The organism is Pseudomonas sp. NPDC089396, from assembly GCF_044749545.1.
Lineage (GTDB): Bacteria > Pseudomonadota > Gammaproteobacteria > Pseudomonadales > Pseudomonadaceae > Aquipseudomonas.
Map to the genome: position 1 here is coordinate 472,779 of NZ_JBIVIC010000003.1, position 26,738 is coordinate 499,516.

The 26,738-nt window shown below is 63.3% G+C and carries 22 protein-coding genes and 1 pseudogene; 5 read left to right on the plus strand and 18 right to left on the minus strand.

Annotated features, from left to right (window positions below; genetic code table 11):
• Positions 1-42 precede the first annotated feature (42 nt).
• Genes ACIPZB_RS08105 through ACIPZB_RS08115 form a run of 3 tightly spaced genes read right to left on the minus strand, consistent with a single transcriptional unit; the run spans position 43 to position 2,217 of the window.
• A complete protein-coding gene (locus ACIPZB_RS08105; protein WP_400639730.1) occupies positions 43-789 on the minus strand; it encodes a phytanoyl-CoA dioxygenase family protein in 747 nt (248 codons plus the stop codon).
• Between the two features lie 57 nt (positions 790-846).
• On the minus strand, positions 847-1,290 hold the full coding sequence (locus tag ACIPZB_RS08110; RefSeq protein WP_400639732.1) for a carboxypeptidase regulatory-like domain-containing protein: 444 nt from the start codon (positions 1,288-1,290) through the stop codon (positions 847-849).
• Between the two features lie 60 nt (positions 1,291-1,350).
• On the minus strand, positions 1,351-2,217 hold the full coding sequence (locus ACIPZB_RS08115) for a LysR family transcriptional regulator (RefSeq protein ID WP_400639770.1): 867 nt from the start codon (positions 2,215-2,217) through the stop codon (positions 1,351-1,353).
• Between the two features lie 105 nt (positions 2,218-2,322).
• On the opposite strand from ACIPZB_RS08115, the gene ACIPZB_RS08120 reads away from it, so the two are divergent.
• Positions 2,323-3,708, plus strand: coding sequence for an aldehyde dehydrogenase family protein (locus ACIPZB_RS08120; RefSeq protein ID WP_400639733.1), 1,386 nt, complete (start codon positions 2,323-2,325; stop codon positions 3,706-3,708).
• 134 nt (positions 3,709-3,842) lie between these two features.
• Here ACIPZB_RS08120 and ACIPZB_RS08125 read toward each other — a convergent pair whose 3' ends face one another.
• Both ACIPZB_RS08125 and ACIPZB_RS08130 read right to left on the minus strand, forming a co-directional pair.
• Positions 3,843-5,750 (minus strand): hypothetical protein, encoded by a 1,908-nt coding sequence (locus ACIPZB_RS08125; RefSeq protein WP_400639734.1) that lies wholly within the window; start codon positions 5,748-5,750, stop codon positions 3,843-3,845.
• A gap of 40 nt (positions 5,751-5,790) precedes the next feature.
• Positions 5,791-6,690 (minus strand): helix-turn-helix domain-containing protein, encoded by a 900-nt coding sequence (locus tag ACIPZB_RS08130; RefSeq protein WP_400639735.1) that lies wholly within the window; start codon positions 6,688-6,690, stop codon positions 5,791-5,793.
• A gap of 150 nt (positions 6,691-6,840) precedes the next feature.
• On the opposite strand from ACIPZB_RS08130, the gene ACIPZB_RS08135 reads away from it, so the two are divergent.
• From ACIPZB_RS08135 to ACIPZB_RS08145, 3 genes are all read left to right on the plus strand, one after another.
• Positions 6,841-8,199 (plus strand): glutamine synthetase family protein, encoded by a 1,359-nt coding sequence (locus ACIPZB_RS08135; protein WP_400639736.1) that lies wholly within the window; start codon positions 6,841-6,843, stop codon positions 8,197-8,199.
• A gap of 137 nt (positions 8,200-8,336) precedes the next feature.
• Complete coding sequence (locus tag ACIPZB_RS08140; RefSeq protein ID WP_400639738.1) at positions 8,337-9,425, plus strand: polyamine ABC transporter substrate-binding protein; 1,089 nt, start codon at positions 8,337-8,339, stop codon at positions 9,423-9,425.
• Positions 9,426-9,439: 14 nt separating this feature from the next.
• Positions 9,440-10,735 (plus strand): NAD(P)/FAD-dependent oxidoreductase, encoded by a 1,296-nt coding sequence (locus ACIPZB_RS08145; RefSeq protein ID WP_400639739.1) that lies wholly within the window; start codon positions 9,440-9,442, stop codon positions 10,733-10,735.
• Between the two features lie 277 nt (positions 10,736-11,012).
• On the opposite strand, the gene ACIPZB_RS08150 is transcribed toward ACIPZB_RS08145, so the two are convergent.
• Together ACIPZB_RS08150 and ACIPZB_RS08155 are read right to left on the minus strand one after the other, a co-directional pair.
• The gene (locus tag ACIPZB_RS08150; protein ID WP_400639741.1) at positions 11,013-11,318 is read right to left on the minus strand and encodes a helix-turn-helix domain-containing protein; all 306 of its coding nucleotides are present in this window, start codon (positions 11,316-11,318) and stop codon (positions 11,013-11,015) included.
• Between the two features lie 207 nt (positions 11,319-11,525).
• Positions 11,526-12,902 (minus strand): L-serine ammonia-lyase, encoded by a 1,377-nt coding sequence (locus tag ACIPZB_RS08155; protein ID WP_400639742.1) that lies wholly within the window; start codon positions 12,900-12,902, stop codon positions 11,526-11,528.
• A gap of 147 nt (positions 12,903-13,049) precedes the next feature.
• Here ACIPZB_RS08155 and ACIPZB_RS08160 point away from each other — a divergent pair, with 147 nt between their 5' ends.
• Entirely contained in the window at positions 13,050-13,985 is a 936-nt protein-coding gene (locus ACIPZB_RS08160) for a LysR substrate-binding domain-containing protein (RefSeq protein WP_400639743.1), read from the plus strand.
• Positions 13,986-14,002: 17 nt separating this feature from the next.
• Here the strand turns inward: ACIPZB_RS08160 and ACIPZB_RS08165 are convergent, their stop codons facing one another.
• From ACIPZB_RS08165 to ACIPZB_RS08215, 11 genes and pseudogenes are all read right to left on the minus strand, one after another.
• Positions 14,003-15,424 (minus strand): undecaprenyl-phosphate glucose phosphotransferase, encoded by a 1,422-nt coding sequence (locus tag ACIPZB_RS08165; protein WP_400639745.1) that lies wholly within the window; start codon positions 15,422-15,424, stop codon positions 14,003-14,005.
• Between the two features lie 172 nt (positions 15,425-15,596).
• Positions 15,597-16,361 (minus strand): WecB/TagA/CpsF family glycosyltransferase, encoded by a 765-nt coding sequence (locus ACIPZB_RS08170; protein ID WP_400639746.1) that lies wholly within the window; start codon positions 16,359-16,361, stop codon positions 15,597-15,599.
• Entirely contained in the window at positions 16,361-17,548 is a 1,188-nt protein-coding gene (locus tag ACIPZB_RS08175; RefSeq protein ID WP_400639747.1) for a glycosyltransferase family 2 protein, read from the minus strand. The genes ACIPZB_RS08170 and ACIPZB_RS08175 overlap by 1 nt, the downstream gene beginning before the upstream one ends.
• On the minus strand, positions 17,545-18,747 hold the full coding sequence (locus tag ACIPZB_RS08180; RefSeq protein WP_400639749.1) for a glycosyltransferase family 4 protein: 1,203 nt from the start codon (positions 18,745-18,747) through the stop codon (positions 17,545-17,547). Before ACIPZB_RS08180 ends, ACIPZB_RS08175 begins: the two co-directional genes overlap by 4 nt.
• 33 nt (positions 18,748-18,780) lie before the next feature.
• Positions 18,781-20,355: a glycosyltransferase family 4 protein gene (locus ACIPZB_RS08185; protein WP_400639771.1), complete on the minus strand. Its 1,575-nt coding sequence runs from the start codon at positions 20,353-20,355 to the stop codon at positions 18,781-18,783.
• Positions 20,356-20,775: 420 nt separating this feature from the next.
• Positions 20,776-21,771 (minus strand): annotated as a pseudogene (locus tag ACIPZB_RS08190) (DUF535 family protein); the annotation flags it as partial.
• Between the two features lie 7 nt (positions 21,772-21,778).
• Positions 21,779-22,756 (minus strand): glycosyltransferase, encoded by a 978-nt coding sequence (locus ACIPZB_RS08195; RefSeq protein ID WP_400639751.1) that lies wholly within the window; start codon positions 22,754-22,756, stop codon positions 21,779-21,781.
• A 59-nt stretch (positions 22,757-22,815) separates the two neighbouring features.
• Entirely contained in the window at positions 22,816-23,340 is a 525-nt protein-coding gene (locus ACIPZB_RS08200) for a serine O-acetyltransferase (RefSeq protein ID WP_008100535.1), read from the minus strand.
• Between the two features lie 8 nt (positions 23,341-23,348).
• The gene (locus ACIPZB_RS08205) at positions 23,349-24,305 is read right to left on the minus strand and encodes a glycosyltransferase family 2 protein (RefSeq protein WP_400639752.1); all 957 of its coding nucleotides are present in this window, start codon (positions 24,303-24,305) and stop codon (positions 23,349-23,351) included.
• Positions 24,298-24,915, minus strand: coding sequence for an acyltransferase (locus ACIPZB_RS08210; RefSeq protein WP_008100528.1), 618 nt, complete (start codon positions 24,913-24,915; stop codon positions 24,298-24,300). The genes ACIPZB_RS08205 and ACIPZB_RS08210 overlap by 8 nt, the downstream gene beginning before the upstream one ends.
• 141 nt (positions 24,916-25,056) lie before the next feature.
• A complete protein-coding gene (locus ACIPZB_RS08215) occupies positions 25,057-26,523 on the minus strand; it encodes an FAD-dependent oxidoreductase (RefSeq protein WP_400639754.1) in 1,467 nt (488 codons plus the stop codon).
• Between the last annotated feature and the right edge of the window lie 215 nt (positions 26,524-26,738).

The window sequence follows — 26,738 nt, forward strand, 5'->3', positions numbered from 1 at the left end:
CCACTAATGGCTAATCTCTTTTTCGCCCTCGGCGGCCGGGTTTCAATCGTACTCAGCCTCCTCATGTTCACCCAGCAAACGGCGCTGCCGGGGCGTGGCCGCCTGCAACACGTGCGGGTTGAACTGCCAGCTCAGGTACGGTGAAAACTTTTGCGCCACCATGCGCCGCCCGTAGTGCACCTGCAGCATGTCGCGCTCGCGGGTGTTGCTGCAGTTGGCGCCCGCGCTGTGCCAGACGTCACTGCGAAACACCAGCGCATCGCCCGCCTGGCACAACACCGATTGCGCCTCGCGCCCCTGCCATTGCAGCTCGCCAGCTTGCGGCGGTCGTGCCGCACGGTGGCTGCCGGGCACGATACAGGTCGGCCCGATGCTGGGGTCGATGTCGCAGAGGTACAGCTGCGCCGTAAGAATGTTCATAGGCTGGACGAAGTCATCACGCTCGCTGATCCACGCCGGGAGTTGCATGGGCAGATGATCCAGGTGCAAGCCCATGCCCGGGTAGCCGGGGTGGCTGCGCCAGGCGGTCTGGCCGATCACGTGACAATCGCTACCCAGCGCTGCCTCGGCCAGGGCGATCAGCGGGGGCAGGTCGAGAAACGGCAGCCACAGCGGGTGGCGATTGAAGACACATTTGTAGTGTTCGAGCAGCCCTTGGTAATCCCAGTGGATGGGCTGCAGGTCATCGATGGCGCAGCGCAGCAACGCCACCTGCAGGGGGTCGAGCACACCGGGCAGCAGCACGTAGCCCTGCTCCTGCAACTGCTTCAATTGAACGTCCAGTCCCATGGCGATGTGCTCCTCCCTGCGCGGAGTACATTTGTACTCCGCGCCATCTCTGCCCTCTTAACGCCAGTTGAGGTTCACCGTGGCAGGTGCCTTGCCGTTCACGGTCACGTGCTGCTGCACCGTAGTGCCGTCAGCCTGCCCGATCACGCGGTACTGGCCCGGTGGCAGCTGTACGTATAGCAATGGCCCCGCATCCTGCAGGCTGAGCAACGAGCTGCCTTGGGCGTTCTGGATGTCCACCGAAGCGCCGCTCTGGAACTTGCCGTCGGGCCCGGTCGAGAGTTCTACGTGAAGGTCGTAGCCTGGGGTCTTGCGCAGGGCATTGGCTTCGTCCTGGCCTATGCCGCCTTCCAGGTAGCGAATGCCGTTCTGCTCCTGCGGTTGCAGTTGCACGGCTTGCATGTCGACCGGGGCATTCAGGTCCGCGGCGGCGGCGAGGGTCCAGGGCAATGCCAAGGTGACCAGCAGTGCTGCACCCAGGGCGTAGTGATGAGTACGCATGGTTAGCTCCTCCTTGTGGAGATGGCTCACCTACATTGGATGCCCGGCCAGCGGCGAGGTTCATGCCGCGCGGCGTTCTTCGAGCAGTTTCACGAACATGCTCAGGCTGCGCGACACGGTGCCCCGACGCCACACCAGCCAGGTCTTGAGGTAGCGGAAATCCTCCGACATCGGCCAGGCGCTGACCGTGCTGCAGCCGGGCATGTTGTCGAGCATGCTGCGCGGCAACATGGCCAGGCCCGCGCCGGCGCTGACGCAGGCGAGCATGCCGTGGTACGACTCCATTTCATGGATCTTGCCTGGCACCGCCTGGTCATGGACGAACCAGTTCTCGAAGTGGTGGCGATACGAGCAATTGGCACGGAAGGCGTAGATGCTCGCGCCATTGACGTCCTGGGCGCGGCTCACCGGCGCATGGTTGAGCGGCGAGATGATCACCATCTCCTCTTCGAACACCGGCATGCCTTCGAGGGTCGGGTGCAGCACCGGCCCATCGACGAACGCCGCCACCAGACGTCCGGACAGCACGCCTTCGAGCATGGTCCCCGAAGGCCCGGTGGACAGGTCGAGGTCGACCTTGGGGTAACGCTGATTGTACGCCGCCAACAGCGCCGGAATGCGCACCGCCGCCGTGCTCTCCAGCGATCCCAGGGCGAAGGTGCCCTGCGGATCTTCGCCGGCCACGGTCAGCCGTGCTTCGTGCACCAGGTCGAGGATCCGCCGGGTGTATTCGAGGAAATTCCAGCCAGCTGGCGACAGGCGCAGGCGGCTCTTTTCGCGAATGAACAGCTCGACGCCAAGGTCTTCTTCCAACTGCTTGATGCGGGTGGTCAGGTTCGACGGCACCCGATGGATGTGCTGGGCGGCGGCGCTGATGCTGCCCTGCTCGGCCACGGCTTTGAAGATCTCCAGTTGCACCAGGTCCACAGTCATTCTCCAAACGTGAATGTTTCGCTCATTATTATTCAGTTTTCATTAAAGCTATAGCCCACTAGTCTGGCGTCACTGATTAACAACAAAGAGTGCCCCGCCATGAGTGCGATCAGCAGCCTGACCCACGCCATCTCCGTCGACCCATTCAGCGGCGAACAGATCGGCGCCTACCCCTTCGACACCGACGCCGCACTGGAAGCGGCGCTGCAACGCGCCAAGGCGGGCTATAGCCAGTGGCGCCAAGTGTCGCTGGGTCAGCGCAGCGAATACCTGCTCGCCCTGGCCAGCACCCTGGAAGCCAAGGCCGAAGCCTTCGCGCAGATGATCAGCCACGAAATCGGCAAGCCGATCAGCCAGGCCCGCGGTGAAGTGAGCAAATGCGTCGGCCTGTGCCGTTGGTACGCCGAGCACGGCCCAGCCATGCTGGCCGCAGAACCGACCCAGGTGGAAAAGGCGCGTATCGAATACCGCCCGCTGGGCCCGATCCTGGCCGTGATGCCGTGGAACTTCCCGATCTGGCAGGTGCTGCGCGGCGCGGTGCCAGCGATTCTGGCCGGCAACACCTACGTGCTCAAGCACGCCCCGAACGTGATGGGCAGCGCTTACCTGCTGGGTGAACTGTTCAAGGACGCAGGTGTGCCTGAAGGCGTGTTCGAGGTACTGAACGTGACGCCCGAGGGCGTCACCCGCGCCATCAACGACCCGCGTATCGCCGCCGTGACCCTCACCGGCAGCGTGCGCGCCGGCATGGCCATCGGAGCCCAGGCTGGTGCCGCGCTGAAGAAGTGCGTGCTCGAGCTGGGCGGTTCCGATCCGTTCATCGTGCTGGCCGACGCCGACCTGGACGCCGCGGTCAAGGCTGCTGTGATTGGCCGCTACCAGAACACTGGCCAGGTCTGCGCCGCCGCCAAGCGTCTGATCGTCGAAGAAAGCATCGTCGAGGCATTCACGCGCAAGTTCGTCGAGGCGACGCGCCAGCTGAAAATCGGCAACCCGCTGCAGGACGACACCTACATCGGCCCGATGGCCCGCTATGACCTGCGCGACGAGCTCGATGGCCAGGTTCAGGCGACCCTGGCCGAAGGTGCCACCCTGCTGCTGGGTGGCAGCAAGGTCGAAGGCGTCGGCAACTTCTATGCACCGACCGTGTTCGCCAACGTGACCGCGGAAATGACGGCGTTCAAGCAGGAGCTGTTCGGGCCGGTGGCGGCGATCATCACCGCCCGCGATGCCGACCACGCCGTGGAGCTGGCCAACGACAGCGAGTTCGGTCTGGCGTCGACCATCTACACCGCCGACTATGCCCTGGCCGAGCGCATGACGGCGGCGCTGGAGACTGGGGGCGTGTTCATCAACGGCTACTGCGCCTCTGACCCCCGTGTGGCGTTTGGTGGCGTGAAGAAGAGTGGTTTCGGGCGGGAGCTGTCGCACTTTGGCGTGCGTGAGTTCACCAATGCGCAGACGGTTTGGCTGGATCGGAACTGATTCGCTGAACTAGGGCTGCGGTGCAGCCCAATCGCCGGCAAGCCGGCTCCCACAGGTACAGCACAGCGGCTGAAAGTTGCGCAGAACTTTGTGGGAGCCGGCTTGCCGGCAATTGGGCCGCACAGCGGCCCCCCTCAATCCCTGACCTGGTCCTTGACCCAGTCCAGCATCCCCCCCGGCACGATCAGTTCATGCCGCGCCCGCGAACACGCGGTATACAACCCCGCCAACATCCGCGCCCGTTCATTGCGGTTGCCCGCCGTTGTCGGCGCAACCATCAATTCCGGCGACACCATCACCCGCGCGAACTCCATGTTCTTCACATCCCGAACCCGCCCCAGGAACAGCTTCGGCGCCTTGTCCCAGCGATAACGGCTCTTGGCCTTGGCGAAGTGCTCGGGGGTGTAGCCCTTGCGCAGCATGCCGGCCACGGCAGCAAAGGCCTTGTCGTCGCCCTTGTCCTGCTCCAACGCCTGCCAGCTGGGATAGCGGAACAACATCGGGTGGCGCGCCCGGGTGCCGTAGCGGTACAGCTCGATGCAGTCCTCGACGAACAGCTCGAAGTCCTTGCGCGCGCTTTTCAACAGTACGAACGGCACGCCTTGGTGTGTCAGGCGCTGGAACCAGCCGAACAGCCCCCATTCATCGTCGACGATCAGCGCCGTAGGCTGCTCGGGCACTGTCACCGCGTCGAAGAAGCTGACCCGGGTGTAATGCTCGGCACTGCCACTGAAGGCGGCCTGGATGGCGGATGGGTGCGCCTGGATCAGCGGGTTGAGCACGTTGTCCATGGCCGGCCCGGCGCGCAACGAGTGGTCGATGTAGCGCTGGCGGATGAAGCTGCCGTGGTGCGGGCTCAAGCCATTGAGGTTCTGCAGCTCATCGCCCAGGGCGATGACTGACTGCGGGCTGCGGTCGAGCACGGCAAGCATCGGTGCGGACAGCTCGTGGGCTTCGTCGACGATGACGTGGGTGTAGCGGCTGTCGATTACCTCGGCAGTCAGCGACAACAGCTTGACCCGGTGGTAATCGCGCACCGGCAGCTGGATCTCGCGGGTCGAGGGGCGAATCAACTCTTGCCAGTACAGCCGGGCTTTCTCCAGCAGCACTTCCTGATCCAGCGGCGAGGTACCCGGGCCGGCCCAGGGCAGGTGATGCAACTGCAGCTGGCTGTCGCCGCTGCGGCAGAAACTGCGCACGGCCTTGATGCACAAGGCCACCACGTCACGCGCGGCCAGCGGCCCGATGTCGGGAATGGCCAGCCATCTCACCACCTGCGCCTCCTGCGGGCGCCATGACAGCTTGGTACGGTACGGGTCGCGCAGGCGCCAGCCGTTGCTGGTGAGGTCACGGTTGAGGATCTCGTCGGCCAGCTGGCCGAAGGTCATCGCCGTGTAGGCGGCGGCGTCCTTGACCCGTGCCTGCAACGCCCGCAGCTGGCCTTCGGTGAGGGCCAGCAGCAAGGTACGTTGCGGATCGAGCAGGCGTGCGAACTGCTCGATCAGAAAGGTCTTGCCGGTGCCGGCGAAGCCCTGCACCGCCACCGACTCGTCAACGCCGGAAAGGAACTCGCGCAGCAGGCGGTTCTGCTGGTCACTGAGCAGCAGGTCGCTGGCCAGGGACGGCAGATAGACCGGGTGCAGCGGCGTCACGCGCTGGCGGTAGCTGTCGGCGAACCGGAAACTCCACTGGCCTTCGTCGTCCTGAAACTCATCGACCGGGTAATCGACCTCTGGCGAAACCAGGCCGACGCCATTCTCGCCCAGCATGCCAAGCCCCATGGCGAAGGCTTCGCGGTCGAAATGCTGCGCAACCTGGCCTTGGAAACGGCCCGGGGCGGCCGCTTCGACTTCATTGGCAATGCGCACGATTTCGGCGAATCGCCGCTCCTGCGCATCGGCCGAGGCGCTGGCGGGTTGCCGTGGCAGGTTCTGCACGAACAACACCGCGGCAGCCTCGAACAGGCTGGCGGTGCGGAAGAAGTCGGTGGGTTCGCTGGCGAGGCGGTCGGCCTGGTCGCTGGGCAAAGGCAGGTAGAACATCGGAACCTCGGGTGGAAACTGCCACGCACGATAGCAGGTTTCAGGCCCTGCTGCGCCTGAGCGTCTCGCTCGGTAACTCCTTGAACAATTGCCTGTAACTCTCTGAAAATCTTCCCAAATGCCAGAACGACCAGCGCATCGCCACTTCCGCCACTGTCAGCTCACCGCCGCGCAGCAGGTCGCGCCGTGCGCCGTTCAAGCGGCGTAAGCGCAGCCACTGCGCCGGCGGCATGCCGGTAAAGGCCTTGAAAGCTTCCTGTAGCTGGCGCAGGGAAACGCCGGCAACCGCCGCCAGTTCCACCAGGTTGAGGGTTTCCTCCGGGCAGTCCGCTGCCCATTCGCTGACCCGCTGCATGATCCCCCGCTCCACCCCACGCCGCCCCAGGGCACCGCCCTGTAGCCGCTGGCACGCGTTGTCGAGAATGAACAGGCAGTCTTCGAGCAGTTGCTCGGCCAGCGCCTGACCTTCCAGCGGACAATCTGCGTCACCCAGGCGCGTCAGGGTGGCGCTGAGCCAACTGCCGAACAGCGCGTTCTGACCACTGCCCAACGGCACCATGAACAACCCTTCGAGGCGCTGCGGGTCGAGCCCGTGGCGGGCCAGGAAGGCCTGGTCGAACACCACCGCCACTTCCTGGTAGTTCTCCGGCGTGATCCAGATATTGCGGCTCTGCTCGTTGAGCAGGTAGAGGCTGTTCTCGCTGCGGTCGAAGCAGAACGCCAGGGCGCCGCTCGGGGCGCGGAAGAACTGCTCGACGCGGGTGTTCAGGCGCTCTTCGTACACCTCCACGCCATCGAGCCCCAGGCAGCGCAACTGGCCGCTGAAGTGGCCCGGCGACATCTGCCGGTACTGTTGCTGCCAACCCGGCGTAGCACGCACCAGCTCGGTGACATCGGTGGTGTGAAAAGCCTGGACTTGCAAGGCATTGGGCGTATTCACGCTTGGTCCTATTTGCACTCTTTTGGTGCATTCATTGCCGAATAAAGTGGATAGATCGCCTGTGGGGGCTGCGACCAAGATAGTCGCCAGCACGTCGTGTGTGAAGGTACCTACACGCAAGTGCCATAAAAACCCAACCAAGAGGTCTGTATGAACGCCCCCTTCGATCAGCTGTCCACCTGGCTGAAAGAGCACCGCATCACCGAAGTCGAATGCGTGATCAGCGACCTGACCGGCATCGCCCGCGGCAAGATCGCGCCGACCGCCAAATTCCTCCATGAGCGCGGAATGCGCCTGCCCGAAAGCGTGCTGCTGCAAACCGTTACCGGCGACTATGTCGACGATGACATCTATTACAGCCTGCTCGACGCCGCCGACATCGACATGGTCTGCCGCCCCGACCCGACGGCGGTGTACCAGATTCCGTGGGCCATCGAGCCGACTGCCATCGTGATCCACGACACCTTCGACAAGCATGGCAACCCCATCGAGCTGTCGCCGCGCAACGTGTTGAAGAAAGTCCTCAAGCTGTATGCCGACAAGGGCTGGCAGCCGATCGTCGCGCCCGAGATGGAGTTCTACCTGACCCAGCGCTGCGAAGACCCGGACCTGCCCCTGCAAGTACCGCTGGGCCGCTCGGGCCGCGCCGAAAGCGGGCGCCAGTCGTTCTCCATCGATGCGGCCAACGAATTCGACCCGCTGTTCGAGGACGTCTACGACTGGTGCGAACTGCAAGGCCTGGACCTGGACACGCTGATCCACGAAGACGGCCCGGCGCAGATGGAGATCAACTTCCGCCACGGCGACGCGCTGGACCTGGCCGACCAGATCACGGTGTTCAAGCGCACCATGCGCGAGGCCGCGCTCAAGCACAACGTGGCCGCTACCTTCATGGCCAAGCCGATCACCGACGAGCCCGGCAGTGCCATGCACCTGCACCAGAGCGTGGTCGACATCGCCACCGGCAAGCCGGTGTTCGCCAATGACGATGGCAGCATGAGCGAGTTGTTCCTGCACCACATTGGCGGCTTGCAGAAGTACATCCCCAAGCTGCTGCCGATGTTCGCGCCGAACGTCAACTCGTTCCGCCGCTTCCTGCCGGACACTTCGGCGCCGGTCAACGTCGAATGGGGCGAAGAGAACCGCACCGCCGGGCTGCGTGTGCCCACCTCCAGCCCCGACGCGATGCGGGTGGAGAACCGCCTTCCAGGCGCAGACGCCAACCCGTACCTGGCGATCGCCGCGAGCCTGTTGTGCGGCTACCTGGGCATGGTCGAGAAACTCGAGCCGAGCGCACCGGTGCAAGGGCGCGCCTATGAGCGACGCAACCTGAGGCTGCCGATCACCATCGAGGATGCCCTGCAGCACATGGAGGACTGCGAGACCGTGCAGCAGTATCTGGGCAAGCAGTTCGTCCAGGGCTATGTGGCGGTCAAGCGTGCCGAGCATGAAAACTTCAAGCGCGTGATCAGTTCCTGGGAACGTGAGTTCCTGCTGCTCAGCGTGTAACGCATCGCCGGCAAGCCGGCGCCCACAGGGGCCGGTGTTGCCAGCGCTGTACCTGTGGGAGCCGGCTTGCCGGCGATTGGGCTGCAAAGCAGCCCCAAAACACCGAATTCAAATAACAAGACCAACGAGGTGTCGACATGCGTCATCTGCAATCCCTGATACCCGCAGCATTCACCCTGCTGTTCGGCGCCGCCGCGCAGGCCACGCCCACCGTCAGCGTGTACAACTGGACCGACTACATCGGTGACACGACGCTGGCCGACTTCCAGGCCAGCAGTGGGATCAAGGTGGTGTATGACGTGTTCGACTCCAACGAAACCCTGGAGGGCAAGCTGCTCGCCGGCCGCACCGGCTACGACGTGGTCGTGCCCTCCAACCACTTCCTCGCCCGCCAGGCCCAGGCCGGCGCCTTCCTGCCGCTGGACCGCAGCAAGCTGCCGAACTGGAAGCACCTGGACCCGAAACTGCTGAAGCAGCTTGAACAGAACGACCCCGGTAACCAGTACGCCGTCCCTTACCTGTGGGGCACCAATGGCATCGGTTACAACGTCGACAAGGTCAAGGCCGCGCTGGGCATCGACCATATCGATTCCTGGGCGGTGCTGTTCGAGCCCGAGAACCTGAAAAAGCTCAAGCAATGCGGCGTCGCCTTCATGGACTCGCCCGACGAACTGTTCCCCGCCATCCTCAACTACATGGGCATAGACCCACGCAGCGAGAAGGCAGGCGATTACGCCAAGGCCGAAGCACGCCTGCTCGAACTGCGTCCCTACATCACCTACTTCCACTCTTCCAAGTACGTCTCCGACTTGGCCAACGGCGATATCTGCGTGGCCTTCGGCTACTCCGGCGACGTGTTCCAGGCAGCCAACCGCGCGATCGAAGCCAACAACGGCGTGAAAGTCGCCTACAGCATCCCCAAGGAAGGCAGCAACCTGTGGTTCGACCTGCTGGCCATTCCCAAGGATGCGCAAAACCCTGATCAGGCCCTGGCCTTCATCAACTACCTGCTGCAGCCGCAAGTGATCGCCAAGGTCAGCGCCACCGTCGGCTACGCCAACGCCAACCCCGACGCCAACGCGTACATGGACCAGGCGCTGGTCGACAACCCCGAGATCTACCCGCCCCAGGCGGTGCTGGACAAGCTGTACATCTCCAGTACCCCGAGCCCGAAGATCATGCGCGTCATGACCCGCTCCTGGAGCAAGATCAAGTCCAACCGCTGAGCCGAGAACGCGCCATGCCTTTCGATACCCAACACACCGCGTCGTACTATGCCGCCACGGCGCGCAACACGGCGCCCTACCCCAGCCTCGACGGCGAACTCGCGGCCGACGTGTGCGTGGTCGGCGGCGGCCTGACTGGCGTCAACACGGCCCTGGAGCTGGCCGAGCGGGGCCTTTCGGTGGTCCTGCTGGAAGGCCGGCGCATCGGCTGGGGCGCCAGCGGGCGCAACGGCGGCCAGCTGATCCGCGGCATCGGCCATGACGTCAGCGGCTTTGCCCGCTACGTCGGCGATGACGGCGTGCGCTACCTGAAGCAGGCCGGCATCGATTCGGTGTCCTTGGTGGCCAGCCGCATCGAGCGATACGGCATCGCCTGCGACCTGCGCTGGGGCTTCTGCGAGCTGGCCAACACGCCTGCCCAGTTCGCCGCCTTCAAAGAGGAACAGGCTGACCTTGCCGCACTGGGTTACCGCCACGAAACGCGCCTGATTCCGGCCACGCGCATGCAAGAGGTGGTGGCCAGCGACCAGTATGCTGGAGGCTTGGTGGACATGGGCTCGGGCCATCTGCACCCGCTGGATCTGGTCCAGGGCGAAGCACGGGCGGCGCAGGGGTTGGGGGTGCGCATCTTCGAGCAGAGCCCGGTGCTGCGCATCGAGCACGGCCCGACGGTTACCCTGCACACCGCGCGTGGCAAGGTCCGAGCGCAAAGCCTGGTACTGGGCTGCAACGCCCACCTGGATGACCTGGAACCGCGTCTGAGCGGCAAGGTGCTGCCGGCCGGCAGTTACGTGGTGGCGACCGAACCCCTGCCCGAGGCGCTCGCCAGCACGCTGATCCCGCAGAACATGGCGCTGTGCGACCAGAAAGTCGGCCTGGACTACTACCGCCTGACCGCCGACCGCCGTCTGCTGTTCGGCGGTGCCTGCCACTATTCAGGGCGCGACCCCAAGGACATCGCGGCGTACATGCGGCCGAAGGTGATCAAGGTGTTCCCACAGTTGGCGGATGTACGCATCGATTTCCAGTGGGGTGGCATGATCGGCATCACCGCCAACCGCTTCCCCCAAGTGGGCAGGCTGAGTCAGCACCCGAATGTCTACTATGCCCAAGGCTATTCCGGGCATGGGCTGAACGTGACCCACTGGACGGCGAAACTGCTGGCAGAAGGTATCGCGCTCGGCCAGAGCAAGGGGCTGGATGTGTTTAGCGCCGTGCCGCACCTGACCTTCCCCGGGGGCAAGGCGTTGCGCTCGCCGCTGCTGGCGATGGGGATGTTGTGGTATCGGTTGCGTGAAGCGTTGGGCTAGTACCGGCCCTGTGGGAGCCGGCTTGCCGGCGATGAGGCCCAGACAGGCGAAAGCGGGAGATATCAAGGATGATCCCAGTCGCCACCCTGTCGCCTTGTGCAGGGCCCTATCGCCGGCAAGCCGGCTCCCACAGGAGAAAACCACTGCATTCAATGAGGGAGTATCACCGAAGCGTCGTGCCGAGGCGATTTCTTAATCGATAACCGACTTTAGGTTTAAAACCTAAGCAGTTGTTTTAAAACAAATAAAACAATTAATCTCGAAACACCTTTAAGTGCTATAGAATCGCCTGCAACCCTTTGCTGGCGATGACATTCAGCAACTTCAACGCCGGGCCTGCCGGCCGTGTCTCGCCCTGCTCCCACTTGCGAATGGTCGAGGCACTGGTATGCAGGTGCAAGGCAAAGACCGGCTGGCTGAAGTTCAGCGCTTCGCGCAAACGACGAATATCCAGCGCGCTAAATTCCTGCACAGGCGCAGGACAGAGCATTTCGAAATCGCGCAGGGTGACCTTGCCGATAGCCCCGGCTTCATGAAGGGCAACCAGGTCTTCACGCAACGACTCAACAAGTTTGCTGCTCACAACAGACCTCCATGAACACACCCGACTGCAACGAGAGCCGTTGAGCCACTTGCCAGCGCGCGAAATCCTTGTGCTTGAAAACTTCCATGAGGATTCTCCAAACCATACCCGTAACGGGCATAGTTTTCCAGCAGGCATGGCCAGTGCAAAGACAGCACATGCCTGTCGAATCGTAGGAAGTTTCCTAAGCCAGTGACGTGCAGTGCCTCAGCACTCCACAAAAGCCACAGCCAACCCGCCGCGCGAGGTTTCCTTGTAGTTGGCGTGCATGTCAGCCCCGGTGTCGCGCATGGTGCGGATCACCCGGTCGAGCGAGATGAAGTGCTCCCCGTCTCCGCGCAAGGCCATCTGCACGGCATTGATCGCCTTGACCGCAGCAATCGCGTTGCGCTCGATGCACGGCACCTGGACCAGCCCGCCCACCGGGTCGCAGGTCAGCCCCAGGTTGTGTTCCAAGGCAATCTCGGCGGCGTTCTCCAGCTGCGGTGGCGTGGCGCCCAGTACTTCCGCCAGACCCGCAGCGGCCATCGAGCAGGCCGACCCGACCTCGCCCTGGCAACCCACTTCGGCACCGGAAATCGAGGCGTTCTTCTTGCACAAAATGCCGACCGCAGCGGCCGCAAGCAGGAAGGCCACCACATCGTCGTCACAAGCGTCCGGGTTGAACTTCATGTAGTAGTGCAATACCGCCGGGATGATGCCGGCGGCGCCATTGGTCGGCGCGGTGACCATGCGCCCGCCTGCGGCATTCTCTTCGTTCACCGCCAGGGCGAACAGGTTGACCCATTCCATGGCGCTCAAGGTCGAACCGATCACGTTGGGTTTGCCCAGCTCCTGCAGGCTGCGGTGCAAGCGCGCGGCGCGGCGCTTGACGTTGAGCCCGCCAGGCAGGACGCCCTCGTGGCGCAAGCCGTTGTCAACGCACTCGCGCATGGCCGCCCAGATACGCAACAACCCCTCACGCACTTCGCTTTCAGGGCGCCAGGCGCATTCATTGGCCAGCATCAGCTGGCTGACGCTCAGGCTATGGGCCTTGCACAGGGCCAGCAATTGGGCGGCACTGGAAAACTCATAAGGCAGGCAAATATCGCTGCGCGCCGCCTGCGGGGCATCGATCTCTTGCTGCTCGACAATGAAGCCACCGCCGACGGAGTAATAGGTCTGGCTCAATAGCACCCCCTGCCCGCCCACCGCTTCGAGGGTCATGGCGTTGGGGTGGTAAGGCAGGCTTTCGTCCAGCAGCAACATGTCGTGGGCGTAATCGAACGCCAGCGGGTGACTGCCGTCGAGCATCAGGCACTGCTCCTGCATGACCTGCCCGATGCGTGATTCGATGGTCGCCGGGTCGATACGGTCCGGCCATTGGCCCATCAACCCGAGCAGGCAGGCGCGGTCGGTGGCGTGGCCGACGCCGGTCGCCGACAGCGAGCCATACAGGCGCACCTGAACGCGGCTTACCTGCGCCAGCAGGCCACGCTCACGCAAGGCCTGGGCGAAGGTCGCCGCCGCCCGCATCGGGCCCACGGTGTGGGAACTGGACGGGCCGATGCCAATCTTGAAAAGGTCGAAAACACTGATAGCCATGCTAATGCCTGACCGCGCCAGCGCATGTGCGCTGCTACACGGCTCTCTGGGAAAATTGAACGGTACTGCTGATTTAAGCGATACTGCCGCGCTCATCCGCGAATGACCAACGAAACTTTCTAAGCATGCCTTTAGCGGTACTAAACGATGCGACGGCAAATCAATGGCCAGATGTTTGTCTGGCTGCATGTTTTCAGCTGTGCGGCGCGGCACTTGTCGTTCACCCGCTGCGCCGAAGAACTGCACATCACCCCGGGCGCGGTCAGCCAGCAGATGCGCCAGCTCGAAGAGCGCCTGGGCTATCGGTTGTTCCTGCGCCGGGCGCGTGGCGTGGAACTGAGCGCCGAAGGGCAGCGCCTGGCGCAAACGGTGGCCGAGGCCTATGGCAGCATCGAGGCCGAACTGCTGCGCCTGGACGCCGGGGAAATCCGTGGCACCTTGCGCCTGCGCTCGATTCCCTCGTTCCTGGCCAAATGGCTGACACCGCGCCTGCCACGCTTCCAGCAACGCTACCCGGACATCGAATTGCGCCTGGTCGCCGAGGATAGCGCCCAGGCCCTGCACCCTGGCGATTTCGACCTGGCCATCGACCTGAACGATGGCAGCTACCCGGGCATGCTTTCGACACCGCTACTGGACGAGCAGATATTCCCGGTCTGTTCGCCCGCCCTGCTGCGCGGCCGCCCGCCCTTGCATGGCCCGGCGGACCTGGTGCATTACCCGCTGCTGCACGACATCACCGCCTGGCGCGGCAGTTCGGAATATGCCGAGTGGGAGTTCTACCTGGATGGCATCGGCGCAGGCGGGCTGAATGTGCGCCGCGGGCATACCTTCAACCGCAACCACCTGACCATCGAGGCGGCAATTGCCGGCATCGGCGTGGCCATCGCCCGGCGCACGCTGCTCAATGACGAGCTCGAACGCGGGGCGCTGATCGTGCCGTTCGGGATGCCGATCGCCAACTACAAACGTTATGTGGTGCATTACCCGCCGGGTGGACTGAACCAGCCAGGCGCACGGGCGGTGCACGATTGGCTGGTAGAAGAAGCGCGCGGGTTCAGGGCATTGCACCCGTTAGGCTGATAACCCGCGCGTAGGAGTCAATACGCCTGCTTGCCGGTGAACGCATTGAGCGTGCGCACCAGGATCACGAAATCGAGCCACAGCGACCAGTTGTTGATGTACTCGATGTCCGAATCGACCCGCTGGATCATCTGCTCGATGTCGCGGGTTTCGCCACGGAACCCACGCACCTGGGCAAGCCCCGTCATGCCCGGCTTGATGTTGTGGCGGGCAAAGTAGTCGACGATGTCCTGCGAATACAGCGAGTCATGTTGCAAGGCATGGGGGCGCGGCCCGACCAGAGACATCTCCCCGGTCAGCACATTGAACAGTTGCGGCAGTTCATCCAGGCTGGTGCGCCGGATGAACGCCCCTATGCGCGTCAGACGCGGATCGTTCTTCTGTGCCTGTTTGACGACGCCCTGCTCGGGCTGATGCACATGCATGCTCCTGAACTTCCAGATGCGGAAAGATTCGCCTGTCCAGCCGGTACGTTCCTGACGGAAGAACACCGGCCCCGGGCTATCCAACTTGATCGCCAGGGCAACGGCCAGCAATACCGGCGATGCGCACAACAGAATCAGCGCCGCCAGCACGCGGTCCTCGAGGTTCTTGAGGAACAGGCTCATGCCGGTCAACGGGGTTTCCGACAAGGTCAGCACGGGAATGCCGGCAATTTCACGCACGCTGTGGTTGATCAGCCGCAGCGAGAAGATATCCGGCACCCAGTTGACCGCAATGCACTTGTCGAGCAACTTCAAATACACTTCGTTAATAACTTCCGAACCGCCAAGCGGGGTCACCAGATAAACAGTTCTGATTCCATGCCGTGCCACAAGTTCATCTAACTCGTCAACATGCCCCAATACCGGCAAGCGCTGTTTATTGTCATTAATTTCCTTGCCCGGCTCCATCATTTCATCAATCAATACGCAGCCAACTACCCGCTCGCCGAACCACGGGTTGTTACTGATTTTCTGATAAAGGAAGTTGGCTAGGTCACCCGCCCCGATAATCAGGGCATTGTCCAGTCGGGCATGGGCGGTAAACCGTTTTTGCACCTCGCGCACGGCATAGTGCAGAAACAGCTGCACCACATAGCCGATCACGAACAGCTGCCCCACCAGCAGGCGCGAGTAGGTCTCGCTTTGCTTGGTCAGAAATGCCAGTACCACGAGAAAACAGAAGGTCGCCGACCAGGCCTTGAACAGCCTGAACGCCTTGATGGACAAGCCGACATTGGTGCGGTAGATGGCGTAGTGGTCGTAGATCACCGCCAGGGCGCCGATCAACAGCAGCAGCATGATCACGTAGTCGGAGGTGATGTAGCCGATCTGATCGTAGATCAGGTACCAGGCGACGCCGGTCACGGCAATGCCGTCGAGGCCCGCCTGGATGGCGTTGCTGACGCTGCTTCTTCGCTGGAGCAAGGAACGACTGCTTCTGGGTTCGAAAACCATTCTCAGGCCTCATCAAATTAGGCGCAGCAAATACAAATTCACCAAGTCACAACAACAAAAGCACCACCTGTCCCATATGACTAAATCGTCCATGATCGTTATTCGAATCATGTCAATTGATATGACTGTAGCAGTACCTTGCCATCATGCCGGTTCCCTCATGCTGTCGGTTTTATTGCTGTAAATCGGTGACGTCTTTCTGACGCTGCGCCGTAAACATCCGAGTGCGCCAAATAAACATTGGATTACCCACAACATAGCGCATGAACAGACGTTTGGGTTCTTTCATCAGTCGGAATATCCACTCACCGCCCAGCCGCCGCATCCACTGTGGCGCCCGGGCCACTTTGCCGCCGAGAAAGTCCAGAATCGCGCCACCGCAGACGATCACGCACGGCACACCGCTGGCGGCCAGCTGGCTCGCGACAAGCTCCTGTTTGGGCATGCCCATGCCCAGCACGATGAGTTCAGGCTGCAAGTCCCGCGCCAGCTCAAGGTAGGTGTGGACTTCGGCAAATCCGTCGTGCAGCGACACCGGCGCGACACCGAACAACGCCTCGCTGCGCCTGGCCGCTTGTGCCAATGTCGGTGCCTGGGTGCCCCAGAACGCCACGCGTCGGCCCTTGTATGCCGCCAACAACTTGGGAATGAAGTCGGTGCCATTCATGTTCAGCCCGGGGTCCAGCCCCATGCGACGAAACAGCATTGCCATGCCTGAACCGTCGCGCAACAGCACATCGGCAGCGGTGAGCGCTTGCACGAAAGCGGCATCCCGGACCACCAGGTTCAGTGCGTGAGCATTGACGAAACCCAGTACCAGCGGGCGCTCGGGGGCGGTCAGCGCGCGGAGCACGCGCTGTTCATCGGCAGGGTCGACCACCCTGCGCATCTTCTCGGTCACCGCCTTCCAGCGGCCCTGCCAACCTGGATTGCTCATCAGCCGTCATCCCGCTTGGAACGCACCCACTCCACCTGACGCTTGACCAGGAACCCCAGGTAGAGCGGGATCTTCTTCAACGCGTAGAGCGGCGCATAGATCAACACCGAAAACGGGATCACCTCCCGCGAAAAGCGGCTCCAGGCCAGCCATACCGCGCTGCCCAACATGGCCAGCGCAAGCGTCGCCAGCGTTGCCGGGAGCGCCACGCCCAGTAGCAGGAACGCCAGCCATGCCACGACGAACAGCCCCACCAACGCCAAGGTCAGCAGCGCCAGCGGCGGCACCATCAGGTCAAGGCTCATGGCCAGCAAGGGCCAGTTACGCTTGGCCAACGCGCTGACCACCAGCTTCGGCCCGTCCGCCAGCAACACGCCCAGGTGCCCATGCTCCCACCGTGTGCGCTGGCCACTGAGACCTTCCTGACTGGTCGGAAACAGGCTGGTGACCTGCGCCTGCGGGCAGAACAACGGCGGTTTGCCGATACGGCAGAAGTCCAGCCCCAGCTTCAGGTCTTCGACCAGGTGCCCGGTCGCCAGGTTGGCTGCAGCGATGTCCTGCCAGCCAATCGCCATGCCCGTGCCCATCAATTGGCACGGCAGCCCCGCACGCGCCCAGCCTTGCGGGCGCACCAGATTCTTGACGCGCCAGGCGAACTCGGCGATCAGCACTTTCAGCCCCGCCCCCGCCGGCGCGCACATCAGGTCCAGGCCCTGCACCGGGCGCCCAGACTCGATGCAGCGTTGTGCCAAATGCTCGATGGCGCCTGCGTTCACCTGGCAATCGGCATCGATGATCACTACAACTTCCGGCGGAGCCTCGGCCAGGTGCCGCACGCCGCAATCGAGTGCATAGCCTTTGCCGCGCAATCGCCCATGCTGGCGTTCGACCACCTGCGCGCCAGCCGCTCGGGCCAGCGCGGCGGTCTGGTCGCTGCAGTTGTCCGCCACCACCAGCACACGGTCACCCTCCAGCAACTGACGGCGGATGCCCTGCACCGTCGCGACAATGCCGGACGCCTCGTTGTGCGCGGGCACCAGCACGGCCACCCGTGGCCGTGCTGTCGTGGCCGGTGGCCGTGGCCGAGCAGGCAAGCAGGCCAGCAGCACCTGCGCGAACAGCACCGTCACCGGCACCAGGATCAGGAACGCCAGGGCGCTCAACAGCCAGCTGATGAGTGTGCTCATGCGGGTGCCTTGAAGTAGTGGGCCAACTTGGCCGCTTCGGTGTCGATATCATGGCGCTGCAACACGCGCTGGCGCGCTGCCTCGCCCATACGCTGCAGCACCTCGACCGGTTGCGCCAGGCAGTCGGCCATCGCCGCGGCCAGTTCGTCGACGGCGCCGGCGGGAAACAGCCAACCGTTTTCCCCCGGCCGCACCAGCTCGGGAATACCCGCTACATACGTGGTCAGCACCGGCCGGCGCAAGGCCATGGCCTCCATGATGACCACCGGCAAGCCTTCGGCGAAGCTCGGCAGCACCAAGGCGCGTGCGGCGAGGATTTCCTCGCGCACCTGCGCGCTGCTGATCCAGCCGGTGATCCGCACCTGGGCCTGCAGCCCGTATCGGGCGATCAACGCTTCGATCTGCGTGCGCATTTCGCCGTCACCGGCCAGCACCAGTTCGAAGTCCAGGCCCTGCTCGGCCAACCGATGCGCCGCCTCGAGCAGCAACAGCTGGCCCTTCTGCTCGCACAAGCGGCCCACGCAGACCAGCCGCGGCGCGTCGGGAGTCGCCTGCGCCGCCACCTGGTGAAAGCCGGGCTCCAGGCCACAATGCACAACCTTGACCTTGTCCCAGTGCTCATGCGCCACCCAGCGATACAGCTGGCTGCGGCCATACGAGCTGACCGAGGCGACGAAGGCCGCTCTGCGCACCTTTTCGCCTACATGCAGGAACTGCGGTTTGTCGAACTCTTCCGGTCCATGCACGGTGAAACTGAAGGCCGGCCCCCCCAGCGCGTTGGCCAGCATCACCACTTCGGCGGAGTTGGTGCCAAAGTGGGCATGCACGTGCTCGGCGCCAAATGCCTCGAGCCACTGCACCACACAGCACGCTTCGGCCAGGTAGACCAGATGGTAGGGCAACGGCCGATCCGCGCGCAGGCCCAGGCGCAGGGCCAGCCACAGGGCCGAGCCGAAGCGCCGCGGCTCGGCCCGCAGCACCTGCCACACCGGTTTGAGCAAGCCCTTGATGCCGCCCTGCAGCACGTACTGGGTCTTTTCCCGCTCGGCCAGATCCTCGGCATCTTGCAATTCGCCGTCCCAGCCGCGCAGGGCGATACGCTGAATCACCACGCCCTGGCGCTCCAGCGCCAGGATTTCGCGGCGGATGAAGCTGTGGCTGACTTTCGGATACTGATTGATGAAGTACGCAATGCGCATAGGAATCCAGATCTCTACCTGCGTAATGAATGATCAGCGTTGCGGGCACAGGCCCTTGGCCGTCGCGCTCGCCTTGAGCACGTCGTCGTACATGGCCTGCAGTTCCAGGGCCTGGTCGCTGCACAAGGTGATGCCTTGCTTGAAGGTGTTGCGGTGCTGCCGATAGCGCTCGGGGTGCTCAAGAATTTCGACCAGCGCCTCGCGCAGGTATTTTTCGTCGGCACTGAGCGGGATCAGCGTGCCATTGACCCCGTCGACGATGTCTTCCACGGTGCCGCCGGCATGGGTGCTGATCACCCAGACATCGCGCACCAACGCCTCGCGTACCGCCAGCCCGAAGGTTTCCTTCGACTGCGTGGGGAACAGCAGCACATCGATACCGGCAAAGAATTCGTCCATGTTGGCCTGGGTGTAGCCGGGCACGATGCTGACGGTGCCCGGTATCTTGATGCTGTGCCGGTTCAAGGAGCGAAAGCCCAGGTGCAGCAGGTTATCGACCACCTTCAATTCATAGTCCGCACGCGCAAGCCCGGCGAAGGCGCGGGTGATCACGTCGATACCCTTGATGGTGGCATTGCCGCCGACGAAGCCGAAGCGGATGGCCTTGCCGGGGTGACGCTGGTAGTCGGCCGCCGGTGGCAGGATGCCGTTGCGATTGACGCGCAGCTTCGCGGCATCGAAGCCATTGGCGATGTACAGGTTGCGCGCGAAGTGGCTGGGCGCCAGCAGCAGGTTGGCCTGCTTCAGCGTGCTGGCCAGAAACGATTGGCGATAGACATTGAGCACCGGGTCGTCCACGCAGCGTGCGCAGACTTCGGCGCGAATGGTGGTTTGGCCGCAGTACTTGCCCTGATTGTCGATCATGAACTGGCGGCCGCAGATCCACCAGCAATCGTGCAGCGTCACCACGAAAGGCAGGCCTGCGCGCCGGCAGCTGTCGGCCAGCAACGCACCCAGCCCCTGAATCGAGTGCATGTGCACCAGGTCCGGGGCCACACGTTTGAGCACGGCGTCGAACACGGGCAAGGTCGCGGGGTTTTCGAAATCCTCCTGGGCGCTGCGTTTGTCTGGCAGGCCCATGCCGATCACCGCAGCGCCGTGCGCCTCATAGCGGTACAGGCTGTAGGGCTCGGCGTCGGCTTCGGGCAACGAGGTGAAGATGAACTGCTGGTACGTGGTGGTCGCCACCATCAACCGTGCCATCTGTTCGGCCACCACCGTGGCGCCGCCAAAACTGCGCGGGGCGAAGAAGATGTTGGCTGCCAGCACGCGCCGCGTACGATCACGCGGCAACCGCGCGAATAACTGACCGAGCTGCTCGTCGTTCAGGGCTTGGGCAGCGTTGTCCCACTCGACCAGGGTGACGTGGCCGGCGCCCATGTCCAGCATGGCCTTGGCCAGTGCCGGCGTTGACGCGATGGCCCGATCGCACATCAGCAAGGCCCGCTGGAACAGCGTGACCGCTGCGATCAACTGGCTGACCGATTCTTCGTTGAAGGCGCTGAGGTCGTTGTGCAACCGATACGCCTGCGGGTCGAAAATCAGCGCATCGACATCCCAGATCGTGCTCACCTTCAGCCGCTTGGCCTCCTCGACCAGCTGGAGCATGTCGGCCGTGGCGGGCAGGCGATGGAAAATCACCGCAGAGGCGGTCTGCAAAGCATTGGTACAGGCTGCGCCGTCGCGCCAGTCGAGCACCTGGCAATGGTAGCCAAGGAACTGGAGCGCCTGCTGCAACCAGGCCGGCCGACCACTGGGCGGCCGCGCCAGGTTGCCTTCGCAGATCACCAGCAGCTCGCGCGGGAAGAGCTCGCTGGCCGGCACGCTGGGGTCGTCCAGCGGCAAGCTCTTGCGCTTGCTGTCGGCGGGTTTCCACAAGAGTGCCGGCCCATGCTTGAGCAGTTCGCGAACGGCCTTCTTCGCGGTCGGGTACACGCCCGCCTTGCGCAGGTAGGCAATGAAGCGCTGGTCCGCGCGGGGCTCGCGCCTGATCTGACGCAGCAAGCCGGCCAGCCTGGACCGGACACTGACAGGCGCACTGGCGATTGCCTCCTGCTGCATCGCCAGCGCACTGGCCAGGCGCTGGCGGTGCACGCTCAGCTGCTGTGCAATATCGTGATCGGGCAACGCGGTCTCAAGCTGGCCGAACAGATCGTCCAGCAGCGCATGCCGGCGCCGATACATGGCGCGTTTCTTTGGCGCGATGTCTTCTGCCGAGCGCTTGGCTGCTGCCAACGGAATGGCGAAAAAGCCTTCACGCGACAACGTCTCGGCACCGCTCTCCTGCCAGATGGTGTCGTAGTTGGCGGCAAGCTCGCGCCCGGTGTCAGCACCGAAATAGGGATGGCGATGATGCCGGTAGGCATCGCTGACGGCATGAATGTGCGCCGCGCCCACCAGCCGGGCAACGCACTTGATGGCTTCGATCAACAGGCTGCGCGGGCGCAGGCCTTCGAAATCCTTGGTCAGGTCGCGGTAGATGTTCAGCGACGTTTCGCTGTCGATGCCCTTGTGTATCCCCTGCACGGCGCCGATCAACAGGCTCAGTTCGCCGTCGGCCCGGTGCAGGCTGAAGGCCAGGGAGGCTACCCGCAACTCGCCCTGGAACAGATTGAGGACCAGCTCCCCTTCGCGCTTGAACCAGATCGGTCGGTCCAGCACCAGGGTGCAACCTTGGGAATACGCGGACAGGTCAGCGAGGGTGCGCTGTTGTTCACGCCCCCGCAGCAACAGCGAGGGAAATCGCCCAGCCACCACCTCATAGTGCGAAGCCACCACTGCCAGCCGCTCAGGTGCATCCCAGCCTTTGCTGATGTAGGGCCACTGCAGGATGCCGACGCAGTCGTCACCGAGCGCTGCGAAGGCGTCATCGCCCAGCGCCGTGTTCAGGCGCTGCATGAAGGCACTGAGCTGCGGCCACTGGCGAACCATCAGCAGGCTCAGGGTGAGCCTGTTCTTCAGCGCTCGCGGCGAATAGCCAGGGTGCACCGCTGGCAGGCTCCTGGCGAGTGATACAAGGTTCATGGTCATCTCACTTGTACTCGATCAAGGCCGATTTGCTGGCGGTCAACCTGTCCAGCAGAAACTTCACTTGCCCGATCATTTCAGGGAACTTCCCAAGCACCAGGAATATCGCCTGCAGTCCATTTTCGCGTAGCGAACGCCCGCCGCGGCGTGCCAGGCGCACGGCCTGCAAGGGATAGATCGACAACAGCAACAGCCCCCAGCCGCCGAACACCCCACAGGCCAACAACGTTGCCAGCGGGATGCCCAGGCCCCACAGCCAGGCCCGGCGCGACTCACGCCGCCAATGCCGCTCGGGCGGGTAACCGTGCAGATAGGTGCCCTCGGCGAAGGCATAACCGCCGCGTACGCAGCGCCGCCACCACTGGCTGAAGCGGGTCATGGCAGCATCGTGCAGGGTCATCTCGGCGCCCAGGCGCCAGATCTTCCAGCCACGGGCGCGCAAACGTACACAGAGCTCCGGCTCTTCGCCGGCAATCAACCCCGGGCGATAGCCCGACACGGCCATGAACGCATCGACCCGCATCAGCGCATCGCCGCCGCAGGCCTTGGCTTCGCCCACCGGGGTATCCCACTCCAGGTCGCACAACAGGTTGTACACCGAGCGCTCCGGAAAGCGCTCGCGGCGCCGGCCACAGACCACCGCGACCTCAGGGTGCGCATCGAGGAACTTCTGGGCACGGGCCAGCCAGCCGGCCACCACTTCGCAGTCACCATCGACGAATTGCACATGACGCAGGTCCGGGCACAACTGCAGCAAACAGGTGAAGCCTTCGTTGCGCGCCCGCGCTGCGGTGAACGGTGTGCTCAAGTCCAGCGCCAGTACCTCGACGCCATGATTGCGTGCCCTTTGCACCGAGTCATCGGTGGAACCGGAGTCGACATACACAACCTGATCCGCCCCCTGTGCCAGTGAAGCCAGGCAGCGCTCCAGGCGCATGCCCTCATTACGACCAATCACTACGACTCCGATGCCTGTCACCATGCGCCTCACTCGCCACCCCTGCACGTCATTAGCCGATCATCACCGCCCTGCAGGCCGGCTCATGAGTACTGCGCTGCCTCACTATGCTTGCGGGCCTTGACGGTTGCCGGCACTCCCACTGCCAGCGAATTGTCCGGTACATCGATCAGCACCACCGCGTTGGAGCCGATTACCACGTTGTCGCCGATGCGGATGTTGCCCAGCACCTTGGCGCCGGCACCGATATCGACGTTGTTGCCGATCACCGGTGCAGTCGGCTCGCTGACATTCTTCAGGCCCACCACCACGCCGTTGCGGATCCTGCAGTCGTCGCCAAAGCGGGCGTAGCCGCTGATGACGATGCCGCCGAAATGATCGATGACGAAGTTGCGGCCCACCACCACCTCGCAGGGCAGCTCGACCCCGGTGATGATCTGCACGAACTTGAACAGCACCTTGTAGACGAACGAGAAGAACTTGCGCAGCAACGCCGGGCGCACGCCGTAGCGCCAGCGGCCAAAGCGGTACACCAGCATCACCCAGAAGCCCTGGGCACCCCAATCACCACCGTATGCCCGCAAGTCCGCGCGGATATTCTCGAACATGGCTTCACCTACCGTGTTGGCTGGGTTGCGTAGCGGGTCTTGAACAGCAACGACCAAGTGGCGTGGGTGTGCTGCCAGCAGGCCTTGATGGCTGCCCAGCCGCGTCCCTTCAACAGGGCCTTGAGTGCCAGCACCAGGTCGCCCAGGCTGACCAGGCACATGTGCAAGGCAAGCCCGGCCGCGCCATGGTGCTTGCGCAAATACAGCAATTCGCTTTCGATCTGGTAGGCGGAGATCTGCCGGCTGGCGGCCTCCAGTTCGGCGACCGACTTGGAGCTTTCGCCGCCAATGTGCACGACCGTGGTATGCGGGTAGAACACCACCTTCCAGCCGGCCTCCTTGACCCGCTTGCAGTGGTCGACTTCCTCGTAGTAGAGGAAGTAGCGCGGATCGAACAGCCCGACCTTGTCGAGCACCTCGCGGCGCACCAGGTAGAAACAACCCGGCAACCAGTCGCATTCACGCACCGAGCCGTGGTCCCAGCTCATCTCGTCGACCATCTTCAGCCCGGGGAACAAACGCCCCAGGCCGGTGCGGGCGACGAAGATGTTCAACGGCGTCGGGAAATACCGGCAACACGGTTGCAGATCACCCTCGCGCCCTTCCAGGCGCACGCCCAGCACGCCACATTCGGGATGGGCGTCCATGTAGGCGACGGTTTTTTCCAGGCTGTCGCTGGCGACGAAGGCATCGGTATTGAGCAGCAATGCGTACTTGCCCTGCAGGTGCGCCAGCAACTGGTTGTTGGCGCGACCAAAGCCGACGTTCTGCTTGTTGCTCAGCAGCAGCGCCTCGGGGCAGACCTGGGCCATGCGCGCCAGCGAATCGTCGGCCGAGGCATTGTCCACCACCAGGTAGCTCGCCAGTCGCTCGCTGTCGGCCTGGCGCAGCGCGTCGAACATCGGCTGTAGCAGCGACGCGGTGTTGAAATTGACGACCATCACATCAACGGGCTTTCTATCCATTGTTGCCGTCCCCAAAGAAATACTGCCGCCTCACTGCCGCCAAGGTCGGTTCCAGCGCCGGGTCGAAGGCCCCCTTGCGCTGCTTGACGAGATCAATCCAGGGATACGAATTGCACCGCTCCTCAACCCGTTCGATCAACTCCTTGGTGGAGCAGATCACTTTGGCCGGGTTGCCCCCCACCACCATGCCCGGTGGCACATCCTTGGTCACCACGGCACCGGCGGCGACCACCGAGTCAGGCCCGATGGTCACACGCGGCATGACGATGGCGCCGTGGCCGACAAAGCAGTTGTCACGTATATCAATGTAGCCCACCGAATCGAGCTGCTTGCCATAACAGACCTCGATCAGCGCAACCACGCCGTCGTGTCCGATCAACGTGCAGTCCGACAGGCCCACGTTGCTGCCGATGCGCACCAGCGTCGGGTCCGTGACACAAACGCCGCAGTTGATGTGCACGTTGTTGCCTATCGAATGAAACTTGCCCCACCGCGCCTGGTAAGTGCCCCATTGCAAGGGCGAGGGGTTGCAGAATTTCCTCCACAGCGAGCTGCCCCGCCCAGTTGCGTTGGCGTAGTGGTACACGGCGTTCCGTAGCCATCCGAACATGCTGTTTGCCTCGTAAGTATTTCCTGGACTGCTCCTGAGGCGAACTCGGTCTCGTTCTTCTTGTTGCTGACCGCATCGCACTCAACCCTTGTCAACCACACTGTTGCCGTTACGTCACGCCGGGGCACGCTCCCTTGCGGCTCATACCGCCGCCTTGTGGGTGGATTTCATCTTCTCGTCGAGGTGGTCGGCCAGCCGCAGGGCGAACTGCAGCAATGGCATCGTCGGGTTGGACGCGCCACTGGTGGCAAAGATGCTGCTGCCGGCGACATACAGGTTCTGGGTGCCGAATACCTTGCAGTCGCGGTCGACCACGCCGAACTCCGGCGTCGCCGCCATGCGCGTGGTGCCCATATGGTGGGCATGCGGCTGGATTTTCAGGGGCACGGTGGTGTCGTAGACGAAGTCGTGCAACTTGACGAAGCCAAGGCCCATTTCGGCGAATTGCTTGGCCAGCTCGCTGCCGATGCATTTGATGGTGTGCCGGTCACTGTCGCTAAGCTCCCAGTTGACATTGACCTTGCCGACGCCCAGCGCGTCCTTTTCATCCAGCAGCGAGAGGTGGCTGTGCAGGTTGGGGAACTGTTCGATCATGGTGCCGATGACGCCGTCGCCTGGGCAGCTGAAGTTGGCGATGAAGGCGATCTTGCTCGCCACGCCCATTTCGCAGGCCAGGTTTTCCAGAAAATACTTCACCTCGGCCGTCCTGCCGTAGGTCCTGACATCGTCCAGCACCGCCGTGGTGACATTGCCTTTGCCTGCGTGGTACTCGGCGACGAAGGCGTCTGTGGTGTAGTACTGATGCGTACCGGTGTCCTGCCCCTCACCGAGAATGAAAGTGCCCATGTCGATGTTCAGGTGTTCCATGAAGCAGCGCCCCACCAGGCCGTCCCGGCTCACCACTCCAGCCTCTGACAGTGACTGGCTGTTGAGCAGCTGGCGTGCGTTCTCGATCGCGCCGGTGGCGAGGATGAAGTGTTTGGCGACCAGCCGTTGGCGATGGCGGTCGTAGTCGGACACCTGCACCGACGTCAAGCTGCCCGAGGCCTTGTCGAACTCAAGGTCCACGCAGTTGCAGTTGATGAACACATCGAGCCCGTCGGTCTCGTTGAGCGCGGTCGCGTATTTTTGCGCAAAGCGTGTGGGCGGGCTGAGCAGAAAACGGTCGCCTTCGAAGTCGCCGCCTTTCAATCCGCCGTTGAGCGCCTGGAAGTCCTTGCCCTGGGGCAGGTCGACGATGTCCATGGCGGCAGGCAGGTAGTGCTCGATTTCGGCATAGGGGATCGGCCAACCCGGCAGTTCGCCCGGGGGCTGCACGGCGAAATCGGAGGGGGTGAATGGCCGGCAACGCCCGGCCCAGTGATTGGAGGTACCGCCCAGAAAACGCAGGCGGGTTTCCTCGGCGTACAGCTCAAGCCCCGAGGACGAGCATTTGTACAAATCCTGCGAGCGTGGCGCGTACTCATGGCCACCGCCTTCGATCAGCACCACGCGCCAGCCTCGCTGTGCCAGGCGCAAGCCCAGGGTGATGCCTGCAGGCCCGGCACCGATGATGCACACGTCGTAGTCTTCACGCAGGGTCTTCTGCGTCTGGTAGTCGTTGATCATGTTTACTGATTCCGGAAGTACTGGGACGGCAACACCCAACCGTTGATCACGACAAACCCCTTCGGCTCGACGGATTTATCTGCAGCGGCGCGCGCAATGCCAGGCGCCACGCCGAACAACGCACCACCTACCCCCAACAGGACACAATTGCGCAAAAAGCCCCTACGACCCGGCGCAGCGCAGTACTTAAGCTTCCCCATGATCCCCAGACCCGT